Consider the following 23,655-nt stretch of genomic DNA (forward strand, 5'->3'; position numbering starts at 1 on the left):
AGTCTCCGCCCTCATCGAAGTGTCGCGGTGATGCCCGCACAATTGCGGCATGACCGACTCGCGCTCACCACAACAAGGCCTGCTGGCGGCCATCGACATGGGCTCCAACAGCTTTCGATTGGAGATCGCCCAGCTCAGCCCCGGCCGCTACAAACGCATCGACTACCTCAAGGAAACCGTACGCCTGGGCGGTGGCCTCGACGAACAAGGCCTGCTGACCGAAGAAGCGATCGAGCGCGGCCTCACCTGCCTGCGCCGCTTCGCTCACCGTCTCGACGGCTTCCAGCGTTCCCAGGTGCGTGCCGTGGCCACGCAGACCCTGCGCGAAGCGCAGAACCGCAACGTGTTTCTCGCTCGCGCCCAGACGGCGCTCGGGCACCCGATAGAAGTGATCTCTGGCCGCGAAGAGGCGCGCCTCATCTACGCCGGGGTGGCGCGCCTGCAGCCGTCCGACGATCCGCGCCTGGTGATCGACATCGGCGGGCGCTCCACCGAGATGATCCTGGGCCAGGGCCGTACGCCTTTGCGGGCGGAGTCGTTTCGCGTCGGCAGCGTGAGCTTGTCGATGCGCTACTTCTCTGATGGCCGCTTCACCGAGCGGGCGTTTCGCAACGCGCAGGTCGCCGCGGGCGCCGAGCTGGAAGAGGCACTCGAACCCTTCGCCGCCCGGCACTGGCGCGAGGCGCTGGGTTCATCGGGCACCGCCGGAGCGGTGTCGCAGCTGCTGGCGGCCAACGGCATCACCGACGGCGCCATCACGCCAGACGCCTTGCGCTGGTGCATGGACCAGTGCCTGCGCGCCGGGCGCGTGGACAAGCTGACCCTCGCAGGCATCAAGGAAGATCGCCGCGCCGTCCTTGGCGGCGGGCTCGCCATCCTCTACACACTGGCCACACACTTCGGCATCGAGGTGCTCAAGCCCACCCGCGGCGCGCTGCGCCAAGGCGTGATCTTCGACCTGGACGAACGCTTGAACGCAGACAACAGCCCCATCGGCCACGACTCGCGCGACGACTCCGTGGCCGAGCTGCAGCGCCGCTTCGAAGCCGACACCGCGCAGGCGATGCGAGTGAGCAATGTGGCGCAGGCGCTCTACGCCGGCATCGCGCCCAAGGCAGCCGATCAGGCGGCGCGCGAGCTGCGATGGGCGGCTGCCGTGCACGAGATCGGCATGATGGTCTCGCACCACGACCACCACCGCCATAGCGCCTATCTGCTCGGCCATGCCGACGCCGCAGGTTTCTCGCAGTCAGAGCAACGGCGCCTGGCCGACCTCGTGCTCGCGCAGCGCGGTGGACTGCGCAAGGTCGATACGCAGCTCGCTGATGTCGGCTTCGCGTGGCAGGCACTGTGCCTGCGGCTCGCGATCATCGTCTGCCATGCACGGCAGGAGATCGACGCCCGCCTGATCGATCTGTCCAGGCGCGACAACCATGCCGTGCTCAGCCTGCCCGAGAGCTGGTCCGAGACGCATCCGAGAACCTTGCACCTGCTCGAGGAAGAAGCTGCTGTGTGGGAGCGCAGCGGCATGCTGCGCCTGCAATTGCGCAACCGCTGAGTTCGCCCAGCCGCAAGAGCGCGCCCGGCACCTCGCCAGGTGCAGGGGCCCACCGCCGGCGTCCAGGCGCCGGCGATCAGCCTGGGCGCCGCTCGCCCAGCACCACCTTGGGCTCGGCGGGGTCGCTGAAGTAGTGAGGCGACATGATCTGAACGCCCGCGTCGTTGAAGGCGTCGAGCACGTTGGCGTGAAGCTGGCTCAGGACTTCGGCGCGCGGGCGGGGTTCGCTGGGCACCGCCTGCGCCACGAGGCGGTACTCGACGTAGAAGTCGGAGAGCGCCGTCTGGAACACGCGCGGCGTCGGCTTGTCGAGCACGCCTTCCGTGCGCCGTGCGCCTTCGAGCAAGAGCTCGTGCACCTGACGCCATGGCGTGTCGTAGCCGATGGTCACCACGGTGTCGACCACGAAGCCATCACCCTGTACGGTTCGCGAATAGTTCTTCGTCGTGGTCCCGAGCAGGACCGAATTCGGGATCGACAGCTCCTCGCCCAGCCCGGTGCGGATCTTGGTCGTGAACGTACCCAGCTCCGTGACCGTGCCCTCGTGGTCATTCACGCGCACGAACTCGCCCACCCGCAGCGTGCGCGAGTAGATCAGGATCAGGCCGCTTGCGCCCTGGCCGACGAGGCCCGAGCCGCCCACGGTGAGCATCACGCCCACCAGCACCGAGATGCCCTTGAACGCATCGGTATCGGCACCGGGCAGATACGGGTAAGCCATGGCGACGGCGAAGATCCACACGCCCATCTGGAACAGCCGGCGCGTCGGCGCCACGGTGTTGGCATCGACCCAGCCCCAGCTGAACTGCCCTCGGGCGATGCGATCGAATACGGGCTGAGCCGCGTTGCTGATCAGCTTGGCCAGGAACAGGATCACGATGGCCACGAGCAGGTCCGGGATCGCGCCGAGCACCCCGTCGAAGACGTGCTCCACCGCGTCGAACAGCAGGCTGCCCAGGCGCTCGCCCAGCGCGCGGGTGATCGGAAAGCGCGTCAAGACGAACACCAGCCACTGGTACATGAGCCCCGCGATGACGAGCCAGGTGACGGTATTGACGATGCCGGCGGCAAACACGCGCAGCCGGAAGGTCTGCCACAAGGGCACGCCCCCCAGCTTGGCGCGCGACGCGCCTTCGGACAGGAGTGCGGTCGCGCGAACCACGAGACGGGCACGCAGCTTCAGGATTGCCCAGGCGGCCACGAAGAAGGCGACCGTGGCGCCCGCCGCCCACAGGGCGGCCCTCAGCGTGCGGGCACGGTCACGTGCCTCCTTGCCGTCTTCCAGCGCACGGGTCAGCGCCACTTCGGCCGCTCGTGTCGCATCGGCGAGCGTCTCCCGCCGCACGGAATCGACGTCGGTCGGGGTCAACAGCAGGGCGTACTGTCCATCGATCAGCAGCACGCTGCCCAGTGACTCGGGTTGAATGGTGACCGTGCCAGGCCCACCGCGTGCGATCAACTCCTTGATGACGCTTTCGGTCCGACGCGCCCGCGCGGCCGGCGGCACCCCCAGGAACGGCGCACGCAGCACGGCCACCGTGCGGCCGAGCACCTTCACCTCGGCCTCGTCGCCGGCGGCGACTGCTTCGCCCCCGTGAATCGCTGCCGAGGCGGCGCGCCCTGGCGTCGATGCAGCTTCCGATACCGTGCCTTGCGCCACCGCCGCCGAGACCGCGCACGCGGCCAGCAGCCCAGTCAACACCCACCGCCACATCGATCCCATCGCGTTCCTTGTCGCACCCAACATGCCGCGATTGCAGCGCAATAGCGGCCCGGTGTCACTCCGCATTTGGTGCAGCGGGGGCCGGCGTCTTCTTCTGCTGCACGCGCATCAGCCCCTCTTGTGCCACCGACGCCACCAGAACGCCCTCGCGGGTGTAGATGCTGCCTCGGCTGAAGCCACGTGCGTGGCCGGCGGCGGGTGACTCGGTCTGGTAGAGCAGCCAGTCGTCCATGCGGAAATCGTTGTGGAACCACATCGCATGATCCAGGCTGACAACCTGCACATTGCGCCGCAGCCAGGTCAGCCCGTGCGGCATCAGCGCCGGGCGCAGCAGGCCGAAGTCGGACGAGTACGCGAGCATGGCCTGGTGAAGCACGGGGTCGTCGGGCAATCGGTCTTCCGCGCGGAACCAGGTGTCGGCCTGAGGCGGCGTCGGCTTGGGGTTGAACGGATCGTCCGGCGGGCCGATGGGGCGAAGCTCGATCGCGGTCTCGGCCAGAACGGCTTCGCGCAGATGCTCCGGGATGCGGTCGATGTACTGGCGTCGCAGCTCGAGTTCCGAGGCAAGGCCATCCGGCCCCGGCACCTTGGGCATCTCGGCCTGATGCTCCGGCCCGGTCTCTCGCACATGGAACGACGCCGCAAACCCGAAGATCGGCTGCCCGTGCTGGATGGCCACCACGCGCCGCGTGGTGAAGCTGCCGCCGTCGCGAATGCGGTCGACGTTGTAGACGATGCGCGCGGTCTTGTCGCCCGGGCGCAAGAAGTAGGCGTGCAACGAGTGCACCGAGCGCCCCGGCTCGACGGTGAGGGCCGAGGCCATCAGCGCCTGCCCGAGCACCTGCCCGCCGAACACACGGGGGCTGCCGATGTCACCGCTGACGCCGCGGAACAGGTTGTCTTCGAGGCGCTCGACCTGCAGCAGGTCGACGAGTTGCTTGACGTGGGTCTTCATGGCGAGATATTCGCACGGCGCCGCCCCTTTGGGTGCACCGCAGCAAATCCAGCCGCGACCGGCGCGTCAGTTCAAAGCAGGTCTGGTGCTTGCACGGCCTGCAGGAAGACCTGGCGGCCGCCCTCGCGCTCGCGGGTGCGCAGCCACCAGACGGCCCCCTTCTTGATGACCCAGCTCTGGGCCACCTCGCCGATCAGCAGCCCCGCCACGTGCCCGAGCGTGGGCTGATGCCCCACCACCAGCACCGGCTCGCTCGACTCGGGCCAGCGCGCAGAGCTGAGCAAGGCCGTGGCCGACGCTCCGGGAGACAGCGCCTGCACGGTCTTGAAGCTGCGCTCCAGCGCCTTGGCAGTCTGCTGCGTGCGCACAGCCGGGCTGACCAGGATGCGCGTGGAGTGCGCCATGCGCTGGTTCAGCCACTCGGCCATGCGTTGCGCCTGTCGCTCACCCTTTTGCGTGAGTGCGCGTTCGATGTCGTTCTGCCCTTCGCGCGCGAGGTGGGCTTCGGCGTGGCGCCAGAGGATCAGGTCCATCAGCTGTGAAGGCGCATCAGCGCCTGTTGTGCGCTCGGCCCTTCGGTGCCGATACGGGTGTAGGTGCCGCTGGCATCGAGCTCCCAGGCGTCCAGCCGGTCGTGCAGGTACGGCACCAGGCACTCGTCGATCACGCGCTGGCGCAGGGCCGGGTCGCGCACCGGCCAGGCGGTCTCGATGCGGCGAAACATGTTCCGGCTCATCCAGTCGGCACTCGACAGGTACAAGGCTTCGTCATCGGCGCCGGCTCCCCAGCGGAAGTACATCACCCGCGAGTGCTCCAGCAGTTGCCCGACCACCGAGCGCACGCGGATGCGGTCGGTCACGCCCGGGATGCCCGGCGGCAGCATGCAGGCGCCCCGCACGATGAGGTCGATGTCGGCACCCGCCTGGCCGGCGGTGATCAGCGCCTCGATCAGCGGCAGGTCGGTCAGTGCATTGAACTTGGCCACGATGCGCGCGGGCCGGCCTTCCTGGGCTGCTGCGGTCACCTGCTCCACGAGCTTGAGTGTTTGCTTGTGGAGCGTGAACGGCGCCTGCAGGATCTGGCGCAGCGGCCGTGTCTTGCCCAGGCTGGCAAGCTGCTGAAAGACGGCGTCGGCGTCGGACGTGAGATCCGGGTCAGCGGTGAGAAAGCCCACATCGGTATAGAAGCGCGCCGTCTTCGGGTTGTAGTTGCCGGTGGACAGGTGCGCGTAGCGCTTGAGGCGCCCCTCTTCGCGGCGCGTCACGAGCAGCAACTTGGCGTGGGTCTTGAGGCCCACGATCCCGTACACCACCTGAACGCCCACGGCCTCAAGGCGCTCGGCCCAATTGATGTTGGCCTCTTCATCAAAGCGGGCCTTGAGCTCCACCACGGCCATCACTTCCTTGCCGCGGCGTGCAGCCTCGATCAGCAAGACCATGAGCGGCGATTCGCTGCCCGTGCGGTAGATGGTCTGCTTGATGGCGAGCACGGCCGGGTCGTCCACCGCTTCGCGCAGAAACTGCACCACAGGGTCGAAGGACTCGAACGGGTGGTGCATCAGCACATCACCCCGGCGCAGTTGGTCGAAGATGGGTTCGTCGCGCCCAAGGCCACGGGGCCACACGGGTTCGTGCGGCGGGAAACGCAACCTGGGTGCATCGGCCGCGTCGATCAGGCCATTGAGGCGCACCAGATTGACCGGCCCGTTCACCAGATAGAGCGCCGCGGCCGGCAGCGCGAACTGCGCGAGGAGAAAGTCCGACAGCTCCGGTGGGCAGGTGTTGACCACCTCCAGCCGGATCGCCTGGCCGAAGTGCCGCGTGGTCAGCCCCGAGCGCAGCGCCTGGCGCAGGTTAACGACGTCTTCTTCGTCGACGGCAAGGTCGGAATCGCGCGTGAGGCGGAACTGCGAAAACGCCTCGACCTCCCGCCCCGGGAACAGCTCGGCGAGGTGGGCGCGGATCACGCTGGTGAGCAACACGAAGGCCTGTGTGCCGGGCTTGACCAGTTCATCGGGCAGGCGAATGACCCGTGGCAGTACGCGCGGCACTTTGACGATGGCAATCGTGTTCTCGCGCCCGAAGGCGTCTTTGCCGCCGAGGCGCACGATGAAGTTGAGCGACTTGTTCGCGACCTGCGGGAACGGGTGCGCCGGGTCCAGCCCCACCGGCACGAGCAGGGGCCGCACCTGGCGGTGGAAGAACTGCTCCACCCAGCGCCGCTGGGGTTCGTCGCGGTCGGAGTGGTTGAGGATCACGATGCCCTTGCGCGCAAGCGCCGGCATCACCTCGTCGTTGAAGGCGCGGTACTGGTCATCGATCAGCGTGTGGGCCTCGGCCGCCACGGTTTCGAGGTCTCGCGACGAGACCAGCGTGCCGGGCATGCGGCTGGCTTCGATGTAATCGGCGAACCGCACCTCGAAGAACTCGTCCATGTTCGACGACACGATGCAGATGTAGCGCAGGCGCTCCAGCAGGGGCACGTCGTCGCGTCGCGCCTGCGCCAGCACCCGTCGGTTGAACTCCAGTATGGAGCTCTCTCGGTTGAGCAGTGCCGGAATGCGCAGCGTCGACTGATCCTGGTTCATGAAATGAGTTTATGAACCTTTTGCGACGGTTTTGTGACTGTCACAGACTCTGTGTGACAGGCCGGCACCAGGTGGGCGATGAACTGCCGGCAGACTTCGTTCCAGTCGAACTCCAGCGCCCGCCCGCGCGCTGCCTCGCGCGGCAGCTTGAGCGCCGCCAGTGCCGCCACGCGGAGATCGTCGTGCAACACACCGCCATCGGTCGCCTTGTGCTGCGGCGCAACCACATCCAGCGGGCCTGGCACGGGGTAGGCTGCAACGGGCGTGCCGCAGGCCATGGCTTCGAGCATCACAAGGCCAAAGGTTTCCGAGCAGCTCGGGAAGACGAACGCATCGGCCGCGCTGTAGATTCGGGCAAGCTCGCTGCGCGGAACGACACCGCGCCAATGAACCTCGGGGTACTTGTGCTGCAGACCCTCCAGCAGCGGGCCGACGCCGTAGACCACCTTCGAGCCCGGCAGGTCCAGACGCAAGAAGGCCTCGAGGTTCTTTTCGTAGCTCACCCGCCCCACGTACAGGAACACGGGCCGCGGCAGGCCCAGGTCGGCCCCCGGCACGGGCTGGAACAGACTCAGGTCCACCCCATGCGACCAAGCCTTGAGCGGCTTGAAGTCGTAGCCTTCAAGTATCTTCAGCATGCCGCTCGTGGGCACCATGATGCCGCTCGATGGCGCGTGAAAGCGCCGGAACCACGCGTAGCCCCAGCGCTCCGGGATGCGCAGCGCGCGCGCCAGGATGTCCGGGAAGCGGGTGTGGAAAGCCGTCGTGAACGCCCAGCCCCGGCGCAGGCAATGGGTGCGAGCCGCCGACCCCAGCGGCCCTTCGGTCGCGATGTGGATGGCATCGGCCTGGGCTTCGTCGAGCCAGGCAGCCACCTTTCGGCCGGGCCGCCAGGCGAGTTCAATCTCGCGGTAGCCAGGGCAGGCGAATCGCTTGAAGCCCGACGGCTCGATCACCACCACCTCCAGCCCGCGCGCCTCCAGGCCCTGCTGCAACTCGACCAGCGTGGTCACCACGCCATTGACCTGAGGCTTCCAGGCGTCGGTCACGATCACGATCTTCTTCATGCCAGCACCTCCTGCTTTCGCGAGGCCGACGTGCCACGGCGCGCGCGCATGTGGGCAGCCCAGTCGATGATCTCCAGCCGGCCATCCGCGTGCTCGGCCAGGGCGGTGAGGCTTTCCACCCAGTCGCCGTCATTGGCGTAGGTGATGCCATCGATCTCGCGCAGCTCGGCGTGGTGGATGTGGCCGCAGACGACACCCTGCGCACCGCGCCGGCGCGCCTCCTTGGCCACGGCGGCCTCGAAGTCGCCGATGAAGTTGACCGCCCGCTTGACCTTGAGCTTCAGGTACTTCGAGAGACTCCAGTACGGCAGCCCCATGCGCGCCCGCAGCGAGTTCAGGTGCCGGTTCAGCTTCAGCGTGAACTCATAAAGAGAGTCGCCTACGTGCGCCAGCCACTTGGCGCACTGGATCACGCCGTCGAAATAGTCACCGTGAGTGATCCACAGGCGACGGCCGTCAGCCGTCTGGTGAACCCATTCCTCGGCCACGTCGATGCCACCAAAGTTGTTCCCGACGTAGCGCCGCGCGAACTCGTCGTGGTTGCCCGGGATGAAGATCACCCGCGTGCCCTTGCGCGCCTTGCGCAACAGCTTCTGGATCACGTCGTTGTGGGCCTGCGGCCAGTACCAGCTTCGCCGCAGTTGCCAGCCGTCGATGATGTCGCCGACCAGGAAGAGGTTCTCGCACTCGGTGTGCTTGAGGAAATCAAGCAGCGCCTCGGCCTGGCAACCGGGCGTGCCCAGGTGCAGGTCGGAGATCCACAGCGTGCGGTAGCTCTGCACGTCGCCAGCGGGCGGCTCATCGCCTGCCGGCTGTGCAGCATGTGTCCACGCGTTCAGGAAGGCGGCTTCTCTTTGCATGGAAGGGCATGGTCCGGCCCCGGCGTGACGCCGTCGTGAAGCTGCCGTGAAGAGCCCATGACGCTTCGGGGCCTGCCGCAGGCTGCGCCGATAATCCGCCGATGCATCTGCTGATCCCCTACGCCTCGGCGCTTTCCGAGCGCGGCGCGCAAGCACTCAGAAAGCTCAAGCTCCCGAACCTGGCTCAGTTGCTCGCACGGCTCAGCCCCACCTTGCGGCAGGGCAGCGACGAGTACAGCCTCAGCCCACCTCACGAACAGGCGCATGCCCAGTTGCTCGGCTGGAGCGCCCCCGACGGCTGCTACCCGTGGGCCGCGCGACAGGCCGCCCTCGACGGCATCGATACCGCCGCGCTCGCATGGGGGCAGCTCACACCGGTGCACTGGCATGTGAGCGCCGATCACGTCAGCCTGCCCGACCCCGTCAACCTGCACCTGAGCGCGCAGGAGTCGCACGCCTTGTTCGAGGCCGTGAAGCCGCTCTTCGAAACCGAAGGCTGGGTGATGGCCTGGGGCGCGCCCACGCGTTGGTACGCCGCACACGAGTCGCTCGCCGGCCTGCCCAGCGCGTCGATCGACCGCGTGATCGGCCGCAACATCGATCTGTGGATGCCGAGCACGCCGCAGGCGCGGTTCATTCGCCGGCTGCAGAACGAAGTACAGATGCTTCTCTACCAGGAGCCCATCAACGACCACCGTGTGGGCCAGGGCGCGTTGCCCGTCAATTCGTTTTGGCTCAGCGGCTGCGGCGCCGCGCAGCCCGCGCAGCCGATCGAAGACCTGGTGATCGCGAACGGGCTTCGGGCCGCGGCGCTCGGCTCGAACTGGGCGCAATGGATCGAGGCCTGGCAGGCGCTTGACGCGGGCGAGGTCCACGCCGCGTTGCAGCGCGCGCGCCAGGGCGAAGCTGTCAGCGTCACCTTGTGTGGCGAGCGCTACGCGCAGCGCTTCGAGCCGCAGCGGGAGGGGCTGCTGTCGCGTGTGGGCAAGCGGCTCTCGCCACCGGCCGTGCTGCCCGTGCTGGAGGCGCTGTGAGCGCCACACCGCTGATCACCCAACGCGAGGTAGCGCCGCGCACCGCCTGGGCGCTCGAACAGGCCGGCGTGCACCCTCTGCTCGCGCGGCTGTACGCAGCGCGCGGCGTGCGCAGCGCCGACGAGCTCGACGACAACCTCGCGCGCCTGCTGCCGCCCGCCGATCTGATGGGCGCGCAAGCCGCGGCGCGCCACCTGGCCGATGCCATCGCCGATGGCAAGCGCGTGTGCGTGGTGGCCGACTACGACTGCGACGGCGCCACCGCCTGCGCGGTCGCGCTGCGCGGCCTGCGCATGCTCGGCGCGCGAGACGGCACGCTGCACCATGTGGTGCCCGACCGCGCCGTGCACGGCTACGGGCTCACACCCGCCATCGTTGACCTGGCGATGCAAAAGCGGCCGGATGTGCTCCTCACGGTGGACAACGGCATCGCGAGCCTCGCCGGCGTGGCGCATGCCCGCGCGCAAGGCCTCGCCGTGGTCGTGACCGACCATCACCTGCCCGCCAAGGAGAACGACCTCATCGTGCTGCCCGACGCCACGGTGATCGTGAACCCCAACCAGCCCGGCTGCAGCTTCGCGAGCAAGAACCTCGCCGGCGTGGGCGTGATGTTCTACGTGCTGCTCGCATTGCGCGGCGAGTTGCGCGAGCGGGGCGCGTTCACCGCGCAAACGCAGCCGCGGCTCGATGCCCTGCTCGATCTGGTCGCCCTCGGCACCGTGGCCGACGTGGTGCGGCTCGACGCCAACAACCGCCGCCTCGTGGCGCAAGGTCTCAAACGCATCCGCGCAGGCAAGATGCAGCCCGGCGTGGCCGCGCTCTTCGCCGCCGCCCGCCGCGACGCCAGCCGCGCCAACAGCTTCGATTTCGGTTTCGCGCTCGGCCCTCGCATCAATGCCGCAGGCCGGCTGTCTGACATGACGCTCGGCATCGAATGCCTGATGACCGACGACCCGGCCCGCGCGACAGAACTCGCGCAGATGCTCGACGCCATCAACCGCGAGCGCCGCGACGTGGAGAGCGGCATGCGCGAGCAGGCCGAGGCCATGCTCGAATCGCTGATGCCCGAAGGCGAGCCGCCCACGGCGCTTGCCATCTACGACCCCGAGTTTCACGAAGGCGTGGTCGGCATCGTGGCGTCTCGCCTGAAGGACCGCGTTCATCGCCCCACCTTCGTGTTCGCGCTCGGCCAGGACGGTTTTCTCAAAGGCTCTGGCCGCTCGATCGCCGGCTTTCACCTGCGCGACGCCCTCGATCTCGTCACCAAGCGCCACCCCGGCGTGCTGAAGAAGTTCGGCGGCCATGCGATGGCGGCCGGCTGCACGCTGGCCGAAGAAGACTTCGACACTTTCGAGCAGGCGTTTCAGCAAGTGGCGCGCGAGTGGCTGGATGCGTCGACGCTGTCGCGCACGCTGATGACCGACGGCCCGCTGCCCGCCGAATACTTCAACCTCGACACCGTGCGCTCGCTCGACGCGCAGGTCTGGGGCCAGGCCTTCGATGCGCCAGTGTTCAGCGACGAGGTTGAGATCGTGTCGCAACGCCTGGTGGGCGAGAAGCACCTCAAGCTCGCCGTGCGTCACGCCGGCGCCGTGCGCGATGCGATCTGGTTCGGCCACAGCGAACCCATCGGCGACAAGGTCACACTCGCGTATCAACTCCGCGTTGACGAGTACAACGGGCAGCAACGCTTGCAGATGATCGTCGAGGCCGTCAAATGAAAGCCTTCTCAAGTCTCGCCTTGCCTGCTCTCGCCATCTCCTTCGCACTCGCCCTTTCGGCCAGCCTGCCCGCCCGCGCACAAGCCCAGACCACGCCGCGCGCCACGGTGCTCAACGACACGCTCGACAGCCCGTGGTCCTTCGCCTTCCTGCCCGACGGCCGCATGCTCGTCACGCAGAAGGCCGGGAGCATGGTGATCCTGAGCGCCGACGGCAAGAGCAAGTCGGCCCCGCTGGCGGGCGTACCCGAAGTCGCCTTCCGCGGCCAGGGCGGCCTGCTGGATGTGGCCATCGACCCCGACTACGCCACGCCCGGATCGAACTGGGTCTACTTCGCCTACGCCGAGGCCGGCAGCGGCGGCGCTGGCACTGCCGTCAACCGCGGCAAGCTCGACGTCGCCAACAACCGCCTCACCGATGTGCCGGCCACGCCGATCTTTCGGCAGTTGCCCAAGGTGGATGGCGGCAACCACTTCGGCTCTCGGCTGGTTTTCCGGCGCGACAAGACGCTCTTCATCACGCTCGGCGAGCGCTTCAAGAAAGCACCCGCGCAAGACCTGAACAGCCACCTGGGCAAGGTGGTCCGCATCAGCCGCGACGGCAGCGTGCCGGCCGACAACCCCAAGCTGGGCGCCGGCGATGGCACTCAGGCGCGCCCCGAAATCTGGAGCCTCGGACACCGCAATTCGCAAGGCGCGGCGCTGCACCCCGACACCGGCGAGCTGTGGGAGATGGAGCATGGCCCACAAGGCGGCGATGAGATCAACATCGCCCGCGCCGGCCAGAACTACGGTTGGCCGCTGGTGAGCTACGGCTGCGACTACGGCACCCGCACCCCGAAGTGCGAACTCGGCGGCGGCACGCACGCGCCCAAGTACACCGAGCCTGTCAGCCGATGGCCCGCGCCGGGCGTGCCCACACCTTATGCGTCGGTCGCGCCGAGCGGCATGGTTTTCTACACGGGCAGTCGCTTCCCCGAGTGGCAAGGCAACATCTTCTTTGGCGCGCTGGCCGACAAGGCGCTCTGGCGCGTCGTGATCAAGGGCGACGCCGAGGTGTCACGCGAGCGGCTCTTCGATTCGCTCGGCGAGCGCATCCGCACCGTACGCCAGGGGCCGGACGGCTGGCTCTACCTGCTGACCGACAGCGGCAAGCTCATTCGCATCGAACGCTGATCTCCGGGCGGTGTTCGCCCAGCTGGCCCGAGTACCCATGCGCCCACGGCAACCGGGCGCGCTCCCTAGAATCGCGCCGTGAGCTTCACGAACGCCGATCTCCATTGCCACTCCGTCGTGTCGGACGGCACGCTCGAACCCGAGGTGCTCGCCGCCCGGGCCCACGCCAACGGGGTCGACCTGTGGGCGTTGACCGACCACGACGAGATCGGCGGCCAGCAGCGCGCCCGAAGCGCGGCGCTCGCGCACAGCATGGCCTACCTCACCGGCGCCGAAATCTCAGTCACCTTCGCCGGCATCACGGTGCACATCGTCGGGCTCGGCTTCGATGCCGATGATGAAGCACTGAAGGCCGGCCTCTTTGCCACGCGTGGCGGCCGCGGCGAGCGTGCGCTCGAGATGGCTGCCGGCCTGGCCAAGGTCGGCATCCACGGGGCCTACGAAGGCGCCCTCAAGTACGTGGGCAACCCGGAGCTGATCTCGCGCACGCACTTCGCGCGTTTTCTGGTCGACGCGGGCGTGTGCCGTGACACCGGCGAGGTGTTCCGCAAGTACCTGGTCGATGGCAAGCCCGGCTATGTGCAGCACCGCTGGGCCACGCTCGGCGAGGCGGTGCGCTGGGTGAACGACGCCGGCGGCATCGCGGTCATCGCGCACCCGGGCCGCTACAAGTTCACGCCGAACGAAGAGTACGCACTCTTCAGCGAATTCAAGGCGCACGGCGGGCAGTCGGTCGAGGTGGTGACCGGCAGCCACACGCAGGCCGACTTCGCCAAGTACGCCGACATGGCCTTGGAGTTCGACCTGCTGGCCTCGCGCGGCTCGGACTTCCACAGTCCCGACGAAAGCCACATCGATCTCGGCAAGCTCCCCCCATTGCCCAAGCAACTCACGCCCGTCTGGGATGCGCTGAGCGAACGGGTGCAGCGCCCGTGAAGCGCACGCCTGCCCTGCCCGGCGGCGCCAGGCCGCGGCCGATGCTGGGCATCGGCCTCGTGCTGCTGATGGGCATGTGCTTCGCCACGCTCGATACCAGCGCCAAGTACCTCGGGCAGACCATGCCGGTGCTGCTCGCCCTGTTCTCGCGCTATGCGTTCCAGGCGCTGATCATGGGCGTGTGGCTCGGCGTGCGGCGCGCGCGCGGTGGTAGCAACCTCTTGCGCACCCGGCACCCGAGGTTCCAGATGTTGCGCGGCTCGCTGCTGCTGGCCACCAGCGCGCTGCTGTTCTTCGGCATCCAGTTCATGCCCGTGGCCGAGTTCACTGCCGTGGGCATGCTCACGCCGGTGATCGTCACGCTGCTTGCCGCGCTCTTCTTGCACGAGCATGTGTCGCCGTTGCGCGCCATGCTGGTGGCCGGCGGTTTCGTCGGTGCGCTGATCGTGGTGCGCCCGGGCAGCGGCCTGTTCGGCTGGGTTGCAGTCATCCCTTTGGTGATGGCGCTGATCTACGCGAGCTTTCAGCTGCTCACGCGCCAGCTCTCGCACCTCGAACACCCACTCACCACACACTTCTACACCGGCCTCGTCGGCGCGGTGATCGTCGGTGCCGTGATGCTCGGGTTTCAATCCGAGGCATCGTGGGCGGCGTTGCGCGCCGCGCCGCCGTCGATCCTGGCGCTGCTGGTGCTGGCCGGCGTGGCCGGCACGACCGGGCATCTGTGCCTGATCATTGCGCTCGGGGTGGCGCCGATGCCAGTGCTGATGCCCTTCACCTACATGCAGATCGGCTTCGCGAGCTTTACCGGCTGGCTGGTGTTTCGCCATGTTCCAGACGGCTGGGCCTTCGTGGGCATGGCGGTAGTGGCGGCTTGCGGCGCGGCATCGGTCTGGCTGAACCTGCGCGAGAGTGCCGCGGCCCAACGCATCGCGCCGAGCGAATCGGCACTGACCGCCGACTGAGCGCACCAGCATGTCCAAGCTCATCGAAGTCCACCCCGAGAACCCGCAGGCGCGGCTGCTCAAGCAGGCCGCGCAGGCGCTCCATGAAGGCGGCATTGCCGCCGTGCCCACCGATTCGAGCTACGCGCTCGTCTGCCATCTCGACGACAAGTCGGCCGCCGAGAACCTGCGGCGCATCCGCGGCGTGGACGACAAGCACCACCTGACGCTGCTGTGCCGCGATCTCTCGGAACTGGCGAGCTACGCGCGCGTGGACAACAAGCAGTACCGACTGCTCAAGCTCGCCACGCCGGGTCCGTACACCTTCATCCTCGAAGCCACGAAGGAAGTACCGCGCCGCGTGTCGCACCCGTCGCGCCGCACGGTGGGCTTGCGGGTGCCCGAGCACAAGATGCTGCAGGAGCTGCTCGATGTGTTCGGCCAGCCTCTGCTGTCGACCACGCTCATCCCGCCGGGCGATTCGGAGCCGCTCAACGACCCCGACGAGATCCGCGAGCGCTTTTCGGGCCAGGTGCAGGTGGTGGTCGATGCCGGGGCCTGCCCCGCTCAGCCGACGACGGTGATCGATCTGACCGGCGAGCTGCCCGTGCTCGGGCGCATCGGCCGCGGTGACCCCGCGCGGCTGGGGCTCGGCGTCGACTGACGCCCGCTGGCTCAGCTGCTGATCAAGCCTTCAGCGCCGCCGTCACCACGATCTCGATCTTCCACTCCGGCTTGGCCAGCTTCGCCTGCACGGTGGCCCGCGGCGGCGCATCACCCGGTGCGATCCAGTCTTCCCAGACCTCGTTCATGCCGTCGATCTCGGTGATGTCGGCGAGGTAGATCTGCGCCATCAGGATGTGCGCGTTGTCGGTATGTGCTTCGGTCAACAGCTTGTCGACCATCGCGAGTACCTGCCGGGTCTGGCCACGGATGTCCTGCGTGGTGTCGTCGGGCACCTGGCCCGCGAGGTAGACCGTGCCGTGGTGGATCGCCATCTCAGACAGGCGGTCACCCACATGGAAGCGCCGAACGGCATGCGTCATGGCTTGTGTCCCTTTGAAGGAGCAGTTGAACGGGCGGTGCCGGCGGCCTTCTGGCCCAGCTTGCTTTCCTTGCCGGCGATGAGCTTCTGGATATTGGCACTGTGGCGCCAGATCAGCAGCAGGCTCATCACGACGATGGCCGCGGCAATGGTGCCTTCGCCCCAGATCAGCAACTGATAGAACGGCGCGAAGGCGGCTGCCACGATCGACGCCAGCGACGAGTAGCGGAAGAACACCGCGATGATCACCCAGGTGAGCAGCGTGGCCAGCCCGAGCCACGGGTTGAAGGCGAGCAGCACGCCGGCCGCGGTGGCCACACCCTTACCCCCCTCGAAGCGGAAGAACACAGGCCACAGGTGCCCGACGAACGCTGCGAGACCGACCATCGCCACCGTGCCGTTGCCCAGCCCGAAGCGCGGCCCGAAGATCTGCACCAGCAGCACCGGCACGTAGCCCTTCAACGCATCGAACAGCAAGGTGAGGATCGCCGCCGTCTTGTTGCCCGAGCGCAGCACGTTGGTGGCGCCGGGGTTGCCCGAGCCGTAGCTGCGCGGGTCCGAGAGCCCCATCACGCGGCTGATGATCACGGCGAACGACAACGAGCCGATCAGGTAGGCCGCGAGCACGGCGGCAGCAGAGTAGAGAGTCTCCATCGGGCGTTCTGGGGTGTGAGGTGCCCGCTATTCTGCACCCGCACATTGCACCGGCGCAGCCGCCAGCACATCGACCAGAACACGGGGCTCCATGCCTAACAGATAGCCACGCCGCCCGCCGTTGATGTAGATGCGCGGCAAGGCCAGCACGCTCTCCTCCACATACACAGGCATAGCCTTCTTCGTGCCGAAGGGCGAGGTGCCGCCGACCATGTAGCCACTGTGGCGCTGCGCCACCTCGGGCTTGGAGGGCGCAACCTTCTTGTTGCCGATCTGCCGCGCGAGATTCTTGGTGCTGACCTGCCTGTCACCATGCATCAGCACGATCAGCGGCTTGGCGTTCTCGTCTTCCATCACGAGCGTCTTGACCACCTGGTGCTCGTCGACCCCGAGTTGGCGCGCCGACTCGCCGGTGCCGCCATGGTCCACGTAGTCATACACATGCTCGGTGTAGGCCACCTTGCGCTGCTTGAGCCACTGCGTGGCGGGCGTCTCGGATACGTGATCCTTCCTGGCCATGCGATCAACGTGCCTTGGCTGCGATCAAGTTCATTGAGCGGGGTCGCGATGCGTCTGGCGGATGGCATCGATCTCGGCCAGCAACTCCGGCGACAAGGCCACATCCCACGCATCGAGGTTGTAGGCCAACTGCTGCGCAGTCGTCACGCCGATGATGGTGCTGGCCACGCGCCACGAGCGGTAGCAAAAGGCGAGCGCCATCTGCGCCGGGTCGATGCCATGCGCCCGCGCGAGCGCGTTGTAGCGCTTGGCCACGTCAAGGGAGTCGGCCCGGCCCCAGCGCTGCTTGCGAAAGGCCTCGAAGGCCGCCATGCGCCCCACTTCCGGCGCGGCGGCAAAGCCCGTCGCGTCGTACTTGCCAGTGAGCGCGCCGAAGGCCAGCGGCGAGTACGCCAGCAGCGAGACGCCCGAGCGGTACAACACCTCGTCGAGGCCGTTGTCGGGCACGCGGTTGGTCAGCGCGTAGGCGTTCTGCACCGTGGCCACGCGCGGCAGCCCATGCTGCTCTGCCAGGCGCACGAACTCGCTCACACCCCACGGTGTCTCGTTCGACAGCCCCACGTATCGCACCTTGCCGGCCTGCACCAGCTTGCCCAGCGCTTCGAGCTGCTGGTGGATTGACGTCACCGGTTTGTCGCTGGCCGGGTCGAAATAGATCGAGCCAAACATGGGCACGTGGCGCGTCGGCCAATGGATCTGGTAGAGGTCGATCACATCGGTCTGCAGGCGCTTCAGGCTGTCGTCGCAGGCCTGCATGATGTCTGTGGCGCTCAGGTCGGCCGAGCCGTTGCGAATCCAGTCCATGCCGCGCGACGGGCCCGCCACCTTGGTGGCCAGCACCACCTTCTGGCGCATGCCGGGGCGCGAAGCGAACCAGGTGCCGATGATGCGTTCGGTGGCGCCATAGGTTTCGCGCCGCGCGGGCACGGCGTACATCTCGGCGGTGTCGATGAAGTTGATGCCGCGCGCCACGGCGGTGTCGAGCAACTCGTGGGCGAGAGCTTCGTCCACCTGCTGACCGAAGGTCATGGTGCCAAGGCAGATGGGGGTGACGCTGAGGTCGCTTTGACCCAGTTGAATGCGCTTCATGCCGATGCAAAGTGTCTGTGTCGTCGAAGCTTGGCAGTGTGCCGCAATCGTGCGCCCCGTGCAGGGCAGGTGCATCGACTTGCCCTATGCTGGCCGGCGAAACTCGAGCAGGAGACGCACATGAGCGTGGCATCGGCGTACGACGAGCTGTACCGCAGCTTCCGCTGGAAGGTCCCCAAGCGCTTCAACATCGCCGACGTGTGCTGCGGCCGCTGGGCGCGCGAGACGCCCGAGGCGCTGGCCGTGCTTTACGAACACGAGAACGGCCAGACCCTGCGCTGCGATTACGCCAGCCTGCAGGCGCAGGCCAACCGGCTCAGCCACGCGCTGCAGCGCCTGGGCATCCAGCGCGGCGATCGCGTGGCGATCGTGATGCCACAGCGCATCGAGACGGCCGTGGCGCACATGGCGATCTACCAGCTTGGCGCGATCGCCATGCCCTTGTCGATGCTCTTCGGGCCGGAGGCGCTCGCCTTCCGCCTGCAGCACAGCGAAGCCAAGCTCGCCATCGCCGACGAGAGCGGCATCGCCAACCTGGTGGCTGCGCGTGCCGAATGCCCGGCCCTGCAAGTCGTGATCGCCGTCGGCCACGCGCACGGCCAGGGTTTCGGGGCGGACGTCACCGACTGGCCTGCACTGCTTGCGCGCGAGCCCGCGCAGTTCCAGCCCATCGTCACGCACGCCGACGACCCGGCCATCCTCATCTACACGAGCGGCACCACCGGCCAGCCCAAGGGGGCGCTGCTGCCGCACCGCGCCGTCATCGGCAACCTGAGCGGCTTCGTGTGCAGCCAGAACTGGTTTCCCCAGCGCGGCGATGTGTTCTGGACGCCCGCCGACTGGGCCTGGACCGGCGGCCTCATGGATGGTCTGCTGCCCACGCTGTACTTCGGCCACCCCATCGTGGCCTACCAGGGGCGCTTCTCGCCCGAGAAGGCCTTCGACGTGATGGCGCGCTACGGCGTGACCAACACCTTTCTCTTCCCTACGGCGCTCAAGGCCATGATGAAAGCCGTGCCCGCGCCGCGCGATCGCTACGCACTCAGCCTGCGTTGCATCATGAGCGCCGGCGAGGCGGTGGGCGACGCGGTGTTCGACTACTGCCAGCAGCAGCTCGGCATCACCGTCAACGAGATGTTCGGCCAGACCGAGATCAACTACGTGGTCGGCAACTGCGGCCTTTATGTCGATACCACCGGCACCGCGCACCGCGGCTGGCCGGCACGCCCGGGCAGCATGGGGCGGCCCTACCCAGGCCACCGCATCGCGGTGCTCGACGACGACGGCCGCATCTGCCCGCCCGGCACGCCGGGTGACGTGGCTGTGCACCGCCTGGACACACACGGCCAGCCCGACCCGATCTTCTTCCTGCGCTACTGGAACAACGAGGCCGCATCGAACGCCAAGTACACAGGCGACCCAAGCGATTCATGGTGCCGCACCGGCGACACCGCCACCATGGACGAAGACGGCTACCTCTGGTACCAGGGCCGCAGCGACGACGTGTTCAAGGCGGCCGGCTACCGCATCGGCCCCGGTGAGATCGAGAACTGCCTCGTCAAACACCCCGCGGTGGCCAATGCGGCCATCGTGCCCAAGCCGGACAAGGAGCGCGGCGCACTGGTCAAGGCCTTCGTCGTGCTCGCCACGGGCCACAAGGGCACGGCGCAACTGATCGAAGAACTGCAAGCGCACGTGCGCGGCAAGCTCGCGCCTTACGAGTACCCGAAGGAGATCGAGTTCATCGACGCCCTGCCCATGACCACCACCGGCAAGGTGCAGCGCAAGGTGTTGAGGCAGATCGAGGAAGAGCGCGCCGGCGGCCAACGGGGCTGATCACAGCGCCTGATCACAGCGCGTGACCACCGCCCAAGCGCCTGCGCTCAGCGCTCGCTCACCGCCGTCAGCGCATCGCCCGTGAGCCGGCACAGGCGCCAGTCCGGCATCACGGTGGCGCCCATGTGCTCATAGAAGCGGATGGCGTTCTCGTTCCAGTCGAGCACGCACCACTCGAAGCGGCCGTAGCCGCGCTCGACCGCCACCCTGGCCAGCCGGGTCAGCAGCGCTTCACCAACGCCCTTCCCGCGGTGCGCGGGCTTGACGTACAGGTCTTCGAGGTACAGCCCTGGCAGCGCCAGGAAGGTGGAGAAGTTGGTGAAGTACAGCGCAAAGGCCACCACCTCGCCGCCCGTCTCGGCGACCAGGGCCTCGGCCACCGGCTTCTCGCCAAAGAGGTGCGGGCGCAGTTTCTCGGGTGTCACCTGCAGCAGGTGCGTGAGGTTCTCGAACTCGGCCAGTTCGCGGATCAGGCCGACGATGGGGACGACATCGCGCAGTTCAGCCGGGCGCAACTGCACCGCGGGTTTGGTGGGCGCAACGCTGGCTTCGGGGCTTGGATGTGAGGGCATGCACGCATTCTGGCAGCGGCGCCTTGCCGCTTCCTTTCATGCACTTTGGGTCATGCGGGTGAGGGCTCGCCGGCCGGCGTGGCAGGCACCAGCAGGGGCTCGCTGCGCGGGATGAGCAGGTTCTGCGAAAAGAAATCGACCACCCGCGTGATGTACAGCGGCAAGGCCTCGTGCAAGGTGGCGGCATGCCCCCGGCTCGCGGTGAGCCAGAGCTGAGCACCGCAGGCCTGGGCCAGCGCCTCGGCCGCCTGTGTGCTCACGATGCGGTCACCGCGGCCGTGCACGATCAGCACCTGGCGACCGCGCAGAGACGACAGGTTGCCCAGCAGCGGTCGGTGGCCCAGGTCCACGCCCGACAACAGGCGGCCCAACCACCGCCACACACCGCGCACCAGCAGCTGCGCCGTGGGCAGGCCACCGGCCGGCAGGGCCGCGTAGGCCGCGCCGCGCGGGCTGTCGGCCACCACGGCACGCACGGCGGTCTCTTCCACCGCGGCAAGCAACGCCGCCGAGGCGCCACGCGAAGCGCCCAGCACGCCGATGCCGCCAGCCCGGTAGCCCTGGGCCAACAGGTAGTCGATGGCTCCCAGCACGTCGTGCCGCTCCGAATCGCCGTGGCCACGCATGCGCGCGACCAGCACCGTGACGCCCCGCGCACGCAGGGCCTGCGCCAGCGTGCGCACATGCAGGCTGCGCCCGGGCACGCTCGCGTCGCTGCCCCAGCAGCCCACCTGGCCGACCACGATCACCACCGCCGACTCCGCGCCCGGCGCCGTGAGCAGGCAGGCATCCACCTGTGCCCGCCCGTCGCGCGACGGGAAGCTCACCTCGTCGGGGCTGGCCGAACGCATCGAGCTGTCGAGCGCCACGGGCTTGCGCGGCGCGCCGGCCACGGCGTTCGCGGCCCATGCGAACAGGTTCGACGCCAGGGTGGGAGCGGGCAGGCCGAGTGCGGTGTTCATGGGGTACTCCTGTTTCGGGTGCGCGGGTTTCAGCGCATTGGTGCCCATGGTTCCAGCCCGTGCGGGGCGCGTCCTTCAATCGTCTGAAGCGTTCTGAAACCGCCATCGCTTAAATTCGCCGGGTGACCGCCCCACTCCACTTCGGCCGCGCAGAGATCCGGCCGGCTCAGCGCCAACTGCTGATCGACGGCCAGCCCGCCACGCTGGGCGCGCGCGCCTTCGACCTGCTGCTCGCCCTGGTCGACAACCGCGCTCGCCTGGTCACCAAGAACGAGTTGCTCGACCTCGTCTGGCCCGGGCTGGTGGTGGAGGAGAACAACCTGCAGGTGCAGGTGTCCACCCTGCGCAAGCTGCTCGGCCCGCAGGCCATTGCCACCGTGCCGGGGCGCGGCTACCGGTTCACGCTCGCGGGCGATGCCGCAGCGCCCATCGGCGCGCCCGTGGCACGAGAGACACCGGCCCGCCTGCAACCGCCGCCTCCCGCCGTGACCCTGCTCGGCCGCGATGTCGAACTCGGCACCTTGCTCGGCCTGCTGGACGAGCACCCGCTCGTCACCCTGGTAGGCGCCGGCGGCATCGGCAAGACGACCCTCGCGCGCACCGCCTTGCAGGCCCGCCACCAGGCCTGGGCCGACGGTACCGCCTGGGTCGAACTCGCCTCGATCACCGATGCGCGCTTGATCCCCGGCGCGATCGCGCAGGCGCTGGCACTGCAACTCTCACCCGGCGGCGATGCCCTCTCGGCCCTCGTCACCGCGCTCAAGCCCATGCAGCTGCTGCTGGCCATCGACAACGCCGAGCACCTGCTCGACGACCTGGCCCCGGTGGTCGAGGTGCTGCTGCAAGGCGCGCCCGGCGTGCGCCTGCTCGTCACCAGCCAGGTGCCGCTGCGCCTGCGCGCCGAGCAGACGCTGCGGCTCGAGGCGCTCACCGTGCCCGAGGCCGGCAGCAACACCGAAGCCGCCGCGCAGCACGGCGCCGTCGCCCTCTTCGTGGAGCGCGCCCGCGCTGCCGACCGCCGCTTTGCGCTGGCGGACACCAACGTGCGCGACGTGATCGAGATCTGCCAGCGCCTGGACGGCCTGCCGCTCGCACTCGAACTCGCCGCCGCCCGCGTGCCCCTGCTCGGCGCGCGCGGTGTGGCCGAGCGGCTGGACGACCGCTTCAGGCTGCTCGCCGGCGGCAGCCGCTCGGCACCGACCCGCCACCAGACCGTGCAGGCCGCGCTCGACTGGAGCCTGGCCCTGTTGCCCGAAGCCGAGCGCGGCGTGTTCCAGCGCCTGGGCGTGTTCGCCGGCGGCTTTACGCTGGGGCTGGCAGGCGAGGTGCTGGCGTCCGACGCGCTCGACGAATGGGCCCTGATCGACGCGCTGGCCACCCTGGCCGAGCATTCGCTGCTGAGCGTGAGCAGCAGCGAGCCCCCACGCTACGCCCTCAGCGAAACTGCGCGTGCCTACGCACTGCTGCAACTGCAAGGCAGCACCGAGCGCGCCGCCCTGCGCACGCGCCATGCGGCCACCATGGCCCGCTTCTTCGCCGCCTCGCCCGACGACTGGCTGCAGATGAGCGATGCCGACTGGCTGGCACGCTACGAGCCCGAGCTGGACAACCTGCGTGCGGCGCTGGCCTGGGCACACGCCCAGGGCGATGCACACACCGTGGTGTCCCTGGTGGGCTCGGCGGCACCGCTGTGGCATCACCTGTCACTGCACGCCGAGGCGCGGCAGTGGCACGAGGCCAGCGAAGCCTTGCTCGCTAGCGACACGCCGAAGCCACTGGCCGCGCAATGGTGGCGGGCCGCGCAATGGGCGTGGTCCGACACCGCCCCCGAACGCGCCCGCGCCGCCGCCGAGCACGCACACCGCCTGTACCGCGAATTGAACGACGTGCACGGCCTCTACGCCGAGCTGGCCGGCCTCGCCGGCATGTGGAGCGAGCCGAATGCCCAGGCGCAATCCGCGCTGCAAGAAGCGCTGGCACTCGAACAGCCCGACTGGCCTGCACGCGAACGCGCCTGGGGCCAACGTGCACGGGCGGACGTGGCGCGTGCCGAAGGGCGGCTCGCCGACAGCCGCGCCGCGCGAGAAGCTGAACTGGCGCTGCGCATCGCCGCCGGTGACGAACGGGGGCAACTGCGCGCCCTGCTTCATCTCACCGACCTGATGCGGCAGATGGGGCAACTGGATGAAGCCGTCGAGACCGGCGAGGCCCTGGTCCGCCGGCTGCGCGGGCAGCGATCCCCCGCGACCTTGAAGGCAGCGATCGCAGGGCTTGCCAAATCGCTTCAGGCGCGCGGGGATGCGGCTGCCGCTTCGGCGCTCGAGCAAGAGGCCGCGGCGCTGTAGCACTGCCCGCCACACCCGAAAAACACCCGAGAGACGCAGCGCGCCCGAGCGGCTATCGTGCGCGCTCCCCCAC

Annotated in this window: 21 protein-coding genes; 9 read left to right on the forward strand and 12 right to left on the reverse strand. The window is 68.4% G+C overall.

Features of this window, described 5'->3' with window-relative positions; genetic code table 11:
• The first annotated feature begins 49 nt into the window (after positions 1 to 49).
• Positions 50 to 1,558 (forward strand): exopolyphosphatase, encoded by a 1,509-nt coding sequence (gene ppx, locus AC1KAR_RS18525; protein WP_480320388.1) that lies wholly within the window; start codon positions 50 to 52, stop codon positions 1,556 to 1,558.
• 76 nt (positions 1,559 to 1,634) lie between these two features.
• Here ppx and AC1KAR_RS18530 read toward each other — a convergent pair whose 3' ends face one another.
• From AC1KAR_RS18530 to AC1KAR_RS18555, 6 genes are all read right to left on the reverse strand, one after another.
• The gene (locus AC1KAR_RS18530; protein WP_480320390.1) at positions 1,635 to 3,281 is read right to left on the reverse strand and encodes a mechanosensitive ion channel family protein; all 1,647 of its coding nucleotides are present in this window, start codon (positions 3,279 to 3,281) and stop codon (positions 1,635 to 1,637) included.
• A gap of 55 nt (positions 3,282 to 3,336) precedes the next feature.
• Positions 3,337 to 4,236 (reverse strand): acyl-CoA thioesterase, encoded by a 900-nt coding sequence (locus AC1KAR_RS18535; protein ID WP_480320392.1) that lies wholly within the window; start codon positions 4,234 to 4,236, stop codon positions 3,337 to 3,339.
• Between the two features lie 71 nt (positions 4,237 to 4,307).
• Positions 4,308 to 4,769, reverse strand: coding sequence for a phosphohistidine phosphatase SixA (gene sixA / locus AC1KAR_RS18540; protein ID WP_480320394.1), 462 nt, complete (start codon positions 4,767 to 4,769; stop codon positions 4,308 to 4,310).
• Positions 4,769 to 6,823 (reverse strand): polyphosphate kinase 1, encoded by a 2,055-nt coding sequence (ppk1, locus tag AC1KAR_RS18545; protein ID WP_480320396.1) that lies wholly within the window; start codon positions 6,821 to 6,823, stop codon positions 4,769 to 4,771. The genes sixA and ppk1 overlap by 1 nt, the downstream gene beginning before the upstream one ends.
• The gene (locus AC1KAR_RS18550; protein ID WP_480320398.1) at positions 6,820 to 7,890 is read right to left on the reverse strand and encodes a glycosyltransferase family 4 protein; all 1,071 of its coding nucleotides are present in this window, start codon (positions 7,888 to 7,890) and stop codon (positions 6,820 to 6,822) included. The genes ppk1 and AC1KAR_RS18550 overlap by 4 nt, the downstream gene beginning before the upstream one ends.
• Positions 7,887 to 8,750, reverse strand: a complete 864-nt coding sequence (locus tag AC1KAR_RS18555; protein WP_480320400.1) for a UDP-2,3-diacylglucosamine diphosphatase — start codon at positions 8,748 to 8,750, stop codon at positions 7,887 to 7,889. Before AC1KAR_RS18555 ends, AC1KAR_RS18550 begins: the two co-directional genes overlap by 4 nt.
• 101 nt (positions 8,751 to 8,851) lie before the next feature.
• Here AC1KAR_RS18555 and AC1KAR_RS18560 point away from each other — a divergent pair, with 101 nt between their 5' ends.
• From AC1KAR_RS18560 to AC1KAR_RS18585, 6 genes are all read left to right on the forward strand, one after another.
• Positions 8,852 to 9,784: a hypothetical protein gene (locus AC1KAR_RS18560; RefSeq protein WP_480320402.1), complete on the forward strand. Its 933-nt coding sequence runs from the start codon at positions 8,852 to 8,854 to the stop codon at positions 9,782 to 9,784.
• Positions 9,781 to 11,505, forward strand: coding sequence for a single-stranded-DNA-specific exonuclease RecJ (recJ, locus tag AC1KAR_RS18565; protein WP_480320404.1), 1,725 nt, complete (start codon positions 9,781 to 9,783; stop codon positions 11,503 to 11,505). The genes AC1KAR_RS18560 and recJ overlap by 4 nt, the downstream gene beginning before the upstream one ends.
• A complete protein-coding gene (locus AC1KAR_RS18570; RefSeq protein WP_480320406.1) occupies positions 11,502 to 12,680 on the forward strand; it encodes a PQQ-dependent sugar dehydrogenase in 1,179 nt (392 codons plus the stop codon). Before recJ ends, AC1KAR_RS18570 begins: the two co-directional genes overlap by 4 nt.
• 78 nt (positions 12,681 to 12,758) lie before the next feature.
• Complete coding sequence (locus AC1KAR_RS18575) at positions 12,759 to 13,616, forward strand: 3',5'-nucleoside bisphosphate phosphatase (RefSeq protein ID WP_480320408.1); 858 nt, start codon at positions 12,759 to 12,761, stop codon at positions 13,614 to 13,616.
• Positions 13,613 to 14,581, forward strand: a complete 969-nt coding sequence (locus AC1KAR_RS18580) for a DMT family transporter (protein WP_480320410.1) — start codon at positions 13,613 to 13,615, stop codon at positions 14,579 to 14,581. Before AC1KAR_RS18575 ends, AC1KAR_RS18580 begins: the two co-directional genes overlap by 4 nt.
• A gap of 10 nt (positions 14,582 to 14,591) precedes the next feature.
• A complete protein-coding gene (locus tag AC1KAR_RS18585) occupies positions 14,592 to 15,224 on the forward strand; it encodes an L-threonylcarbamoyladenylate synthase (RefSeq protein ID WP_480320412.1) in 633 nt (210 codons plus the stop codon).
• A 22-nt stretch (positions 15,225 to 15,246) separates the two neighbouring features.
• On the opposite strand, the gene AC1KAR_RS18590 is transcribed toward AC1KAR_RS18585, so the two are convergent.
• From AC1KAR_RS18590 to AC1KAR_RS18605, 4 genes are read right to left on the reverse strand one after another with little or no spacing between them, the layout of a single operon-like run.
• Entirely contained in the window at positions 15,247 to 15,606 is a 360-nt protein-coding gene (locus AC1KAR_RS18590; RefSeq protein ID WP_480320414.1) for a RidA family protein, read from the reverse strand.
• Entirely contained in the window at positions 15,603 to 16,259 is a 657-nt protein-coding gene (gene plsY, locus AC1KAR_RS18595) for a glycerol-3-phosphate 1-O-acyltransferase PlsY (RefSeq protein ID WP_480320416.1), read from the reverse strand. The genes AC1KAR_RS18590 and plsY overlap by 4 nt, the downstream gene beginning before the upstream one ends.
• A gap of 27 nt (positions 16,260 to 16,286) precedes the next feature.
• Positions 16,287 to 16,778 carry a Cys-tRNA(Pro) deacylase gene (gene ybaK / locus AC1KAR_RS18600; protein WP_480320419.1) on the reverse strand — a complete coding sequence of 164 codons (492 nt, stop codon included), beginning with the start codon at positions 16,776 to 16,778 and terminating at the stop codon, positions 16,287 to 16,289.
• A 30-nt stretch (positions 16,779 to 16,808) separates the two neighbouring features.
• Positions 16,809 to 17,867, reverse strand: coding sequence for an aldo/keto reductase (locus tag AC1KAR_RS18605; RefSeq protein ID WP_480320421.1), 1,059 nt, complete (start codon positions 17,865 to 17,867; stop codon positions 16,809 to 16,811).
• 120 nt (positions 17,868 to 17,987) lie between these two features.
• Between AC1KAR_RS18605 and AC1KAR_RS18610 the strand changes: the two genes are divergently transcribed.
• Positions 17,988 to 19,703 (forward strand): acetate--CoA ligase, encoded by a 1,716-nt coding sequence (locus AC1KAR_RS18610; protein ID WP_480320423.1) that lies wholly within the window; start codon positions 17,988 to 17,990, stop codon positions 19,701 to 19,703.
• Positions 19,704 to 19,750: 47 nt separating this feature from the next.
• Here the strand turns inward: AC1KAR_RS18610 and AC1KAR_RS18615 are convergent, their stop codons facing one another.
• Both AC1KAR_RS18615 and AC1KAR_RS18620 read right to left on the reverse strand, forming a co-directional pair.
• On the reverse strand, positions 19,751 to 20,275 hold the full coding sequence (locus AC1KAR_RS18615; RefSeq protein ID WP_480320425.1) for an N-acetyltransferase family protein: 525 nt from the start codon (positions 20,273 to 20,275) through the stop codon (positions 19,751 to 19,753).
• A gap of 50 nt (positions 20,276 to 20,325) precedes the next feature.
• Entirely contained in the window at positions 20,326 to 21,237 is a 912-nt protein-coding gene (locus AC1KAR_RS18620; RefSeq protein WP_480320427.1) for an alpha/beta hydrolase, read from the reverse strand.
• Positions 21,238 to 21,359: 122 nt separating this feature from the next.
• Here AC1KAR_RS18620 and AC1KAR_RS18625 point away from each other — a divergent pair, with 122 nt between their 5' ends.
• Positions 21,360 to 23,582, forward strand: a complete 2,223-nt coding sequence (locus AC1KAR_RS18625; protein ID WP_480320429.1) for an ATP-binding protein — start codon at positions 21,360 to 21,362, stop codon at positions 23,580 to 23,582.
• Positions 23,583 to 23,655 lie beyond the last annotated feature (73 nt).

This window comes from Piscinibacter sp. PDB1-1, from assembly GCF_056675995.1.

Coding starts and splice junctions, on each gene's coding strand:
- ppx (WP_480320388.1), top strand. CDS start 50: ATGACCGACTCGCGCTCACCACAACAAGGCCTGCTGGCGGCCATCGAC.
- AC1KAR_RS18530 (WP_480320390.1), bottom strand. CDS start 3,281: ATGGGATCGATGTGGCGGTGGGTGTTGACTGGGCTGCTGGCCGCGTGC.
- AC1KAR_RS18535 (WP_480320392.1), bottom strand. CDS start 4,236: ATGAAGACCCACGTCAAGCAACTCGTCGACCTGCTGCAGGTCGAGCGC.
- sixA (WP_480320394.1), bottom strand. CDS start 4,769: ATGGACCTGATCCTCTGGCGCCACGCCGAAGCCCACCTCGCGCGCGAA.
- ppk1 (WP_480320396.1), bottom strand. CDS start 6,823: ATGAACCAGGATCAGTCGACGCTGCGCATTCCGGCACTGCTCAACCGA.
- AC1KAR_RS18550 (WP_480320398.1), bottom strand. CDS start 7,890: ATGAAGAAGATCGTGATCGTGACCGACGCCTGGAAGCCTCAGGTCAAT.
- AC1KAR_RS18555 (WP_480320400.1), bottom strand. CDS start 8,750: ATGCAAAGAGAAGCCGCCTTCCTGAACGCGTGGACACATGCTGCACAG.
- AC1KAR_RS18560 (WP_480320402.1), top strand. CDS start 8,852: ATGCATCTGCTGATCCCCTACGCCTCGGCGCTTTCCGAGCGCGGCGCG.
- AC1KAR_RS18570 (WP_480320406.1), top strand. CDS start 11,502: ATGAAAGCCTTCTCAAGTCTCGCCTTGCCTGCTCTCGCCATCTCCTTC.
- AC1KAR_RS18585 (WP_480320412.1), top strand. CDS start 14,592: ATGTCCAAGCTCATCGAAGTCCACCCCGAGAACCCGCAGGCGCGGCTG.
- AC1KAR_RS18590 (WP_480320414.1), bottom strand. CDS start 15,606: ATGACGCATGCCGTTCGGCGCTTCCATGTGGGTGACCGCCTGTCTGAG.
- plsY (WP_480320416.1), bottom strand. CDS start 16,259: ATGGAGACTCTCTACTCTGCTGCCGCCGTGCTCGCGGCCTACCTGATC.
- ybaK (WP_480320419.1), bottom strand. CDS start 16,778: ATGGCCAGGAAGGATCACGTATCCGAGACGCCCGCCACGCAGTGGCTC.
- AC1KAR_RS18605 (WP_480320421.1), bottom strand. CDS start 17,867: ATGAAGCGCATTCAACTGGGTCAAAGCGACCTCAGCGTCACCCCCATC.
- AC1KAR_RS18610 (WP_480320423.1), top strand. CDS start 17,988: ATGAGCGTGGCATCGGCGTACGACGAGCTGTACCGCAGCTTCCGCTGG.
- AC1KAR_RS18615 (WP_480320425.1), bottom strand. CDS start 20,275: ATGCCCTCACATCCAAGCCCCGAAGCCAGCGTTGCGCCCACCAAACCC.
- AC1KAR_RS18620 (WP_480320427.1), bottom strand. CDS start 21,237: ATGAACACCGCACTCGGCCTGCCCGCTCCCACCCTGGCGTCGAACCTG.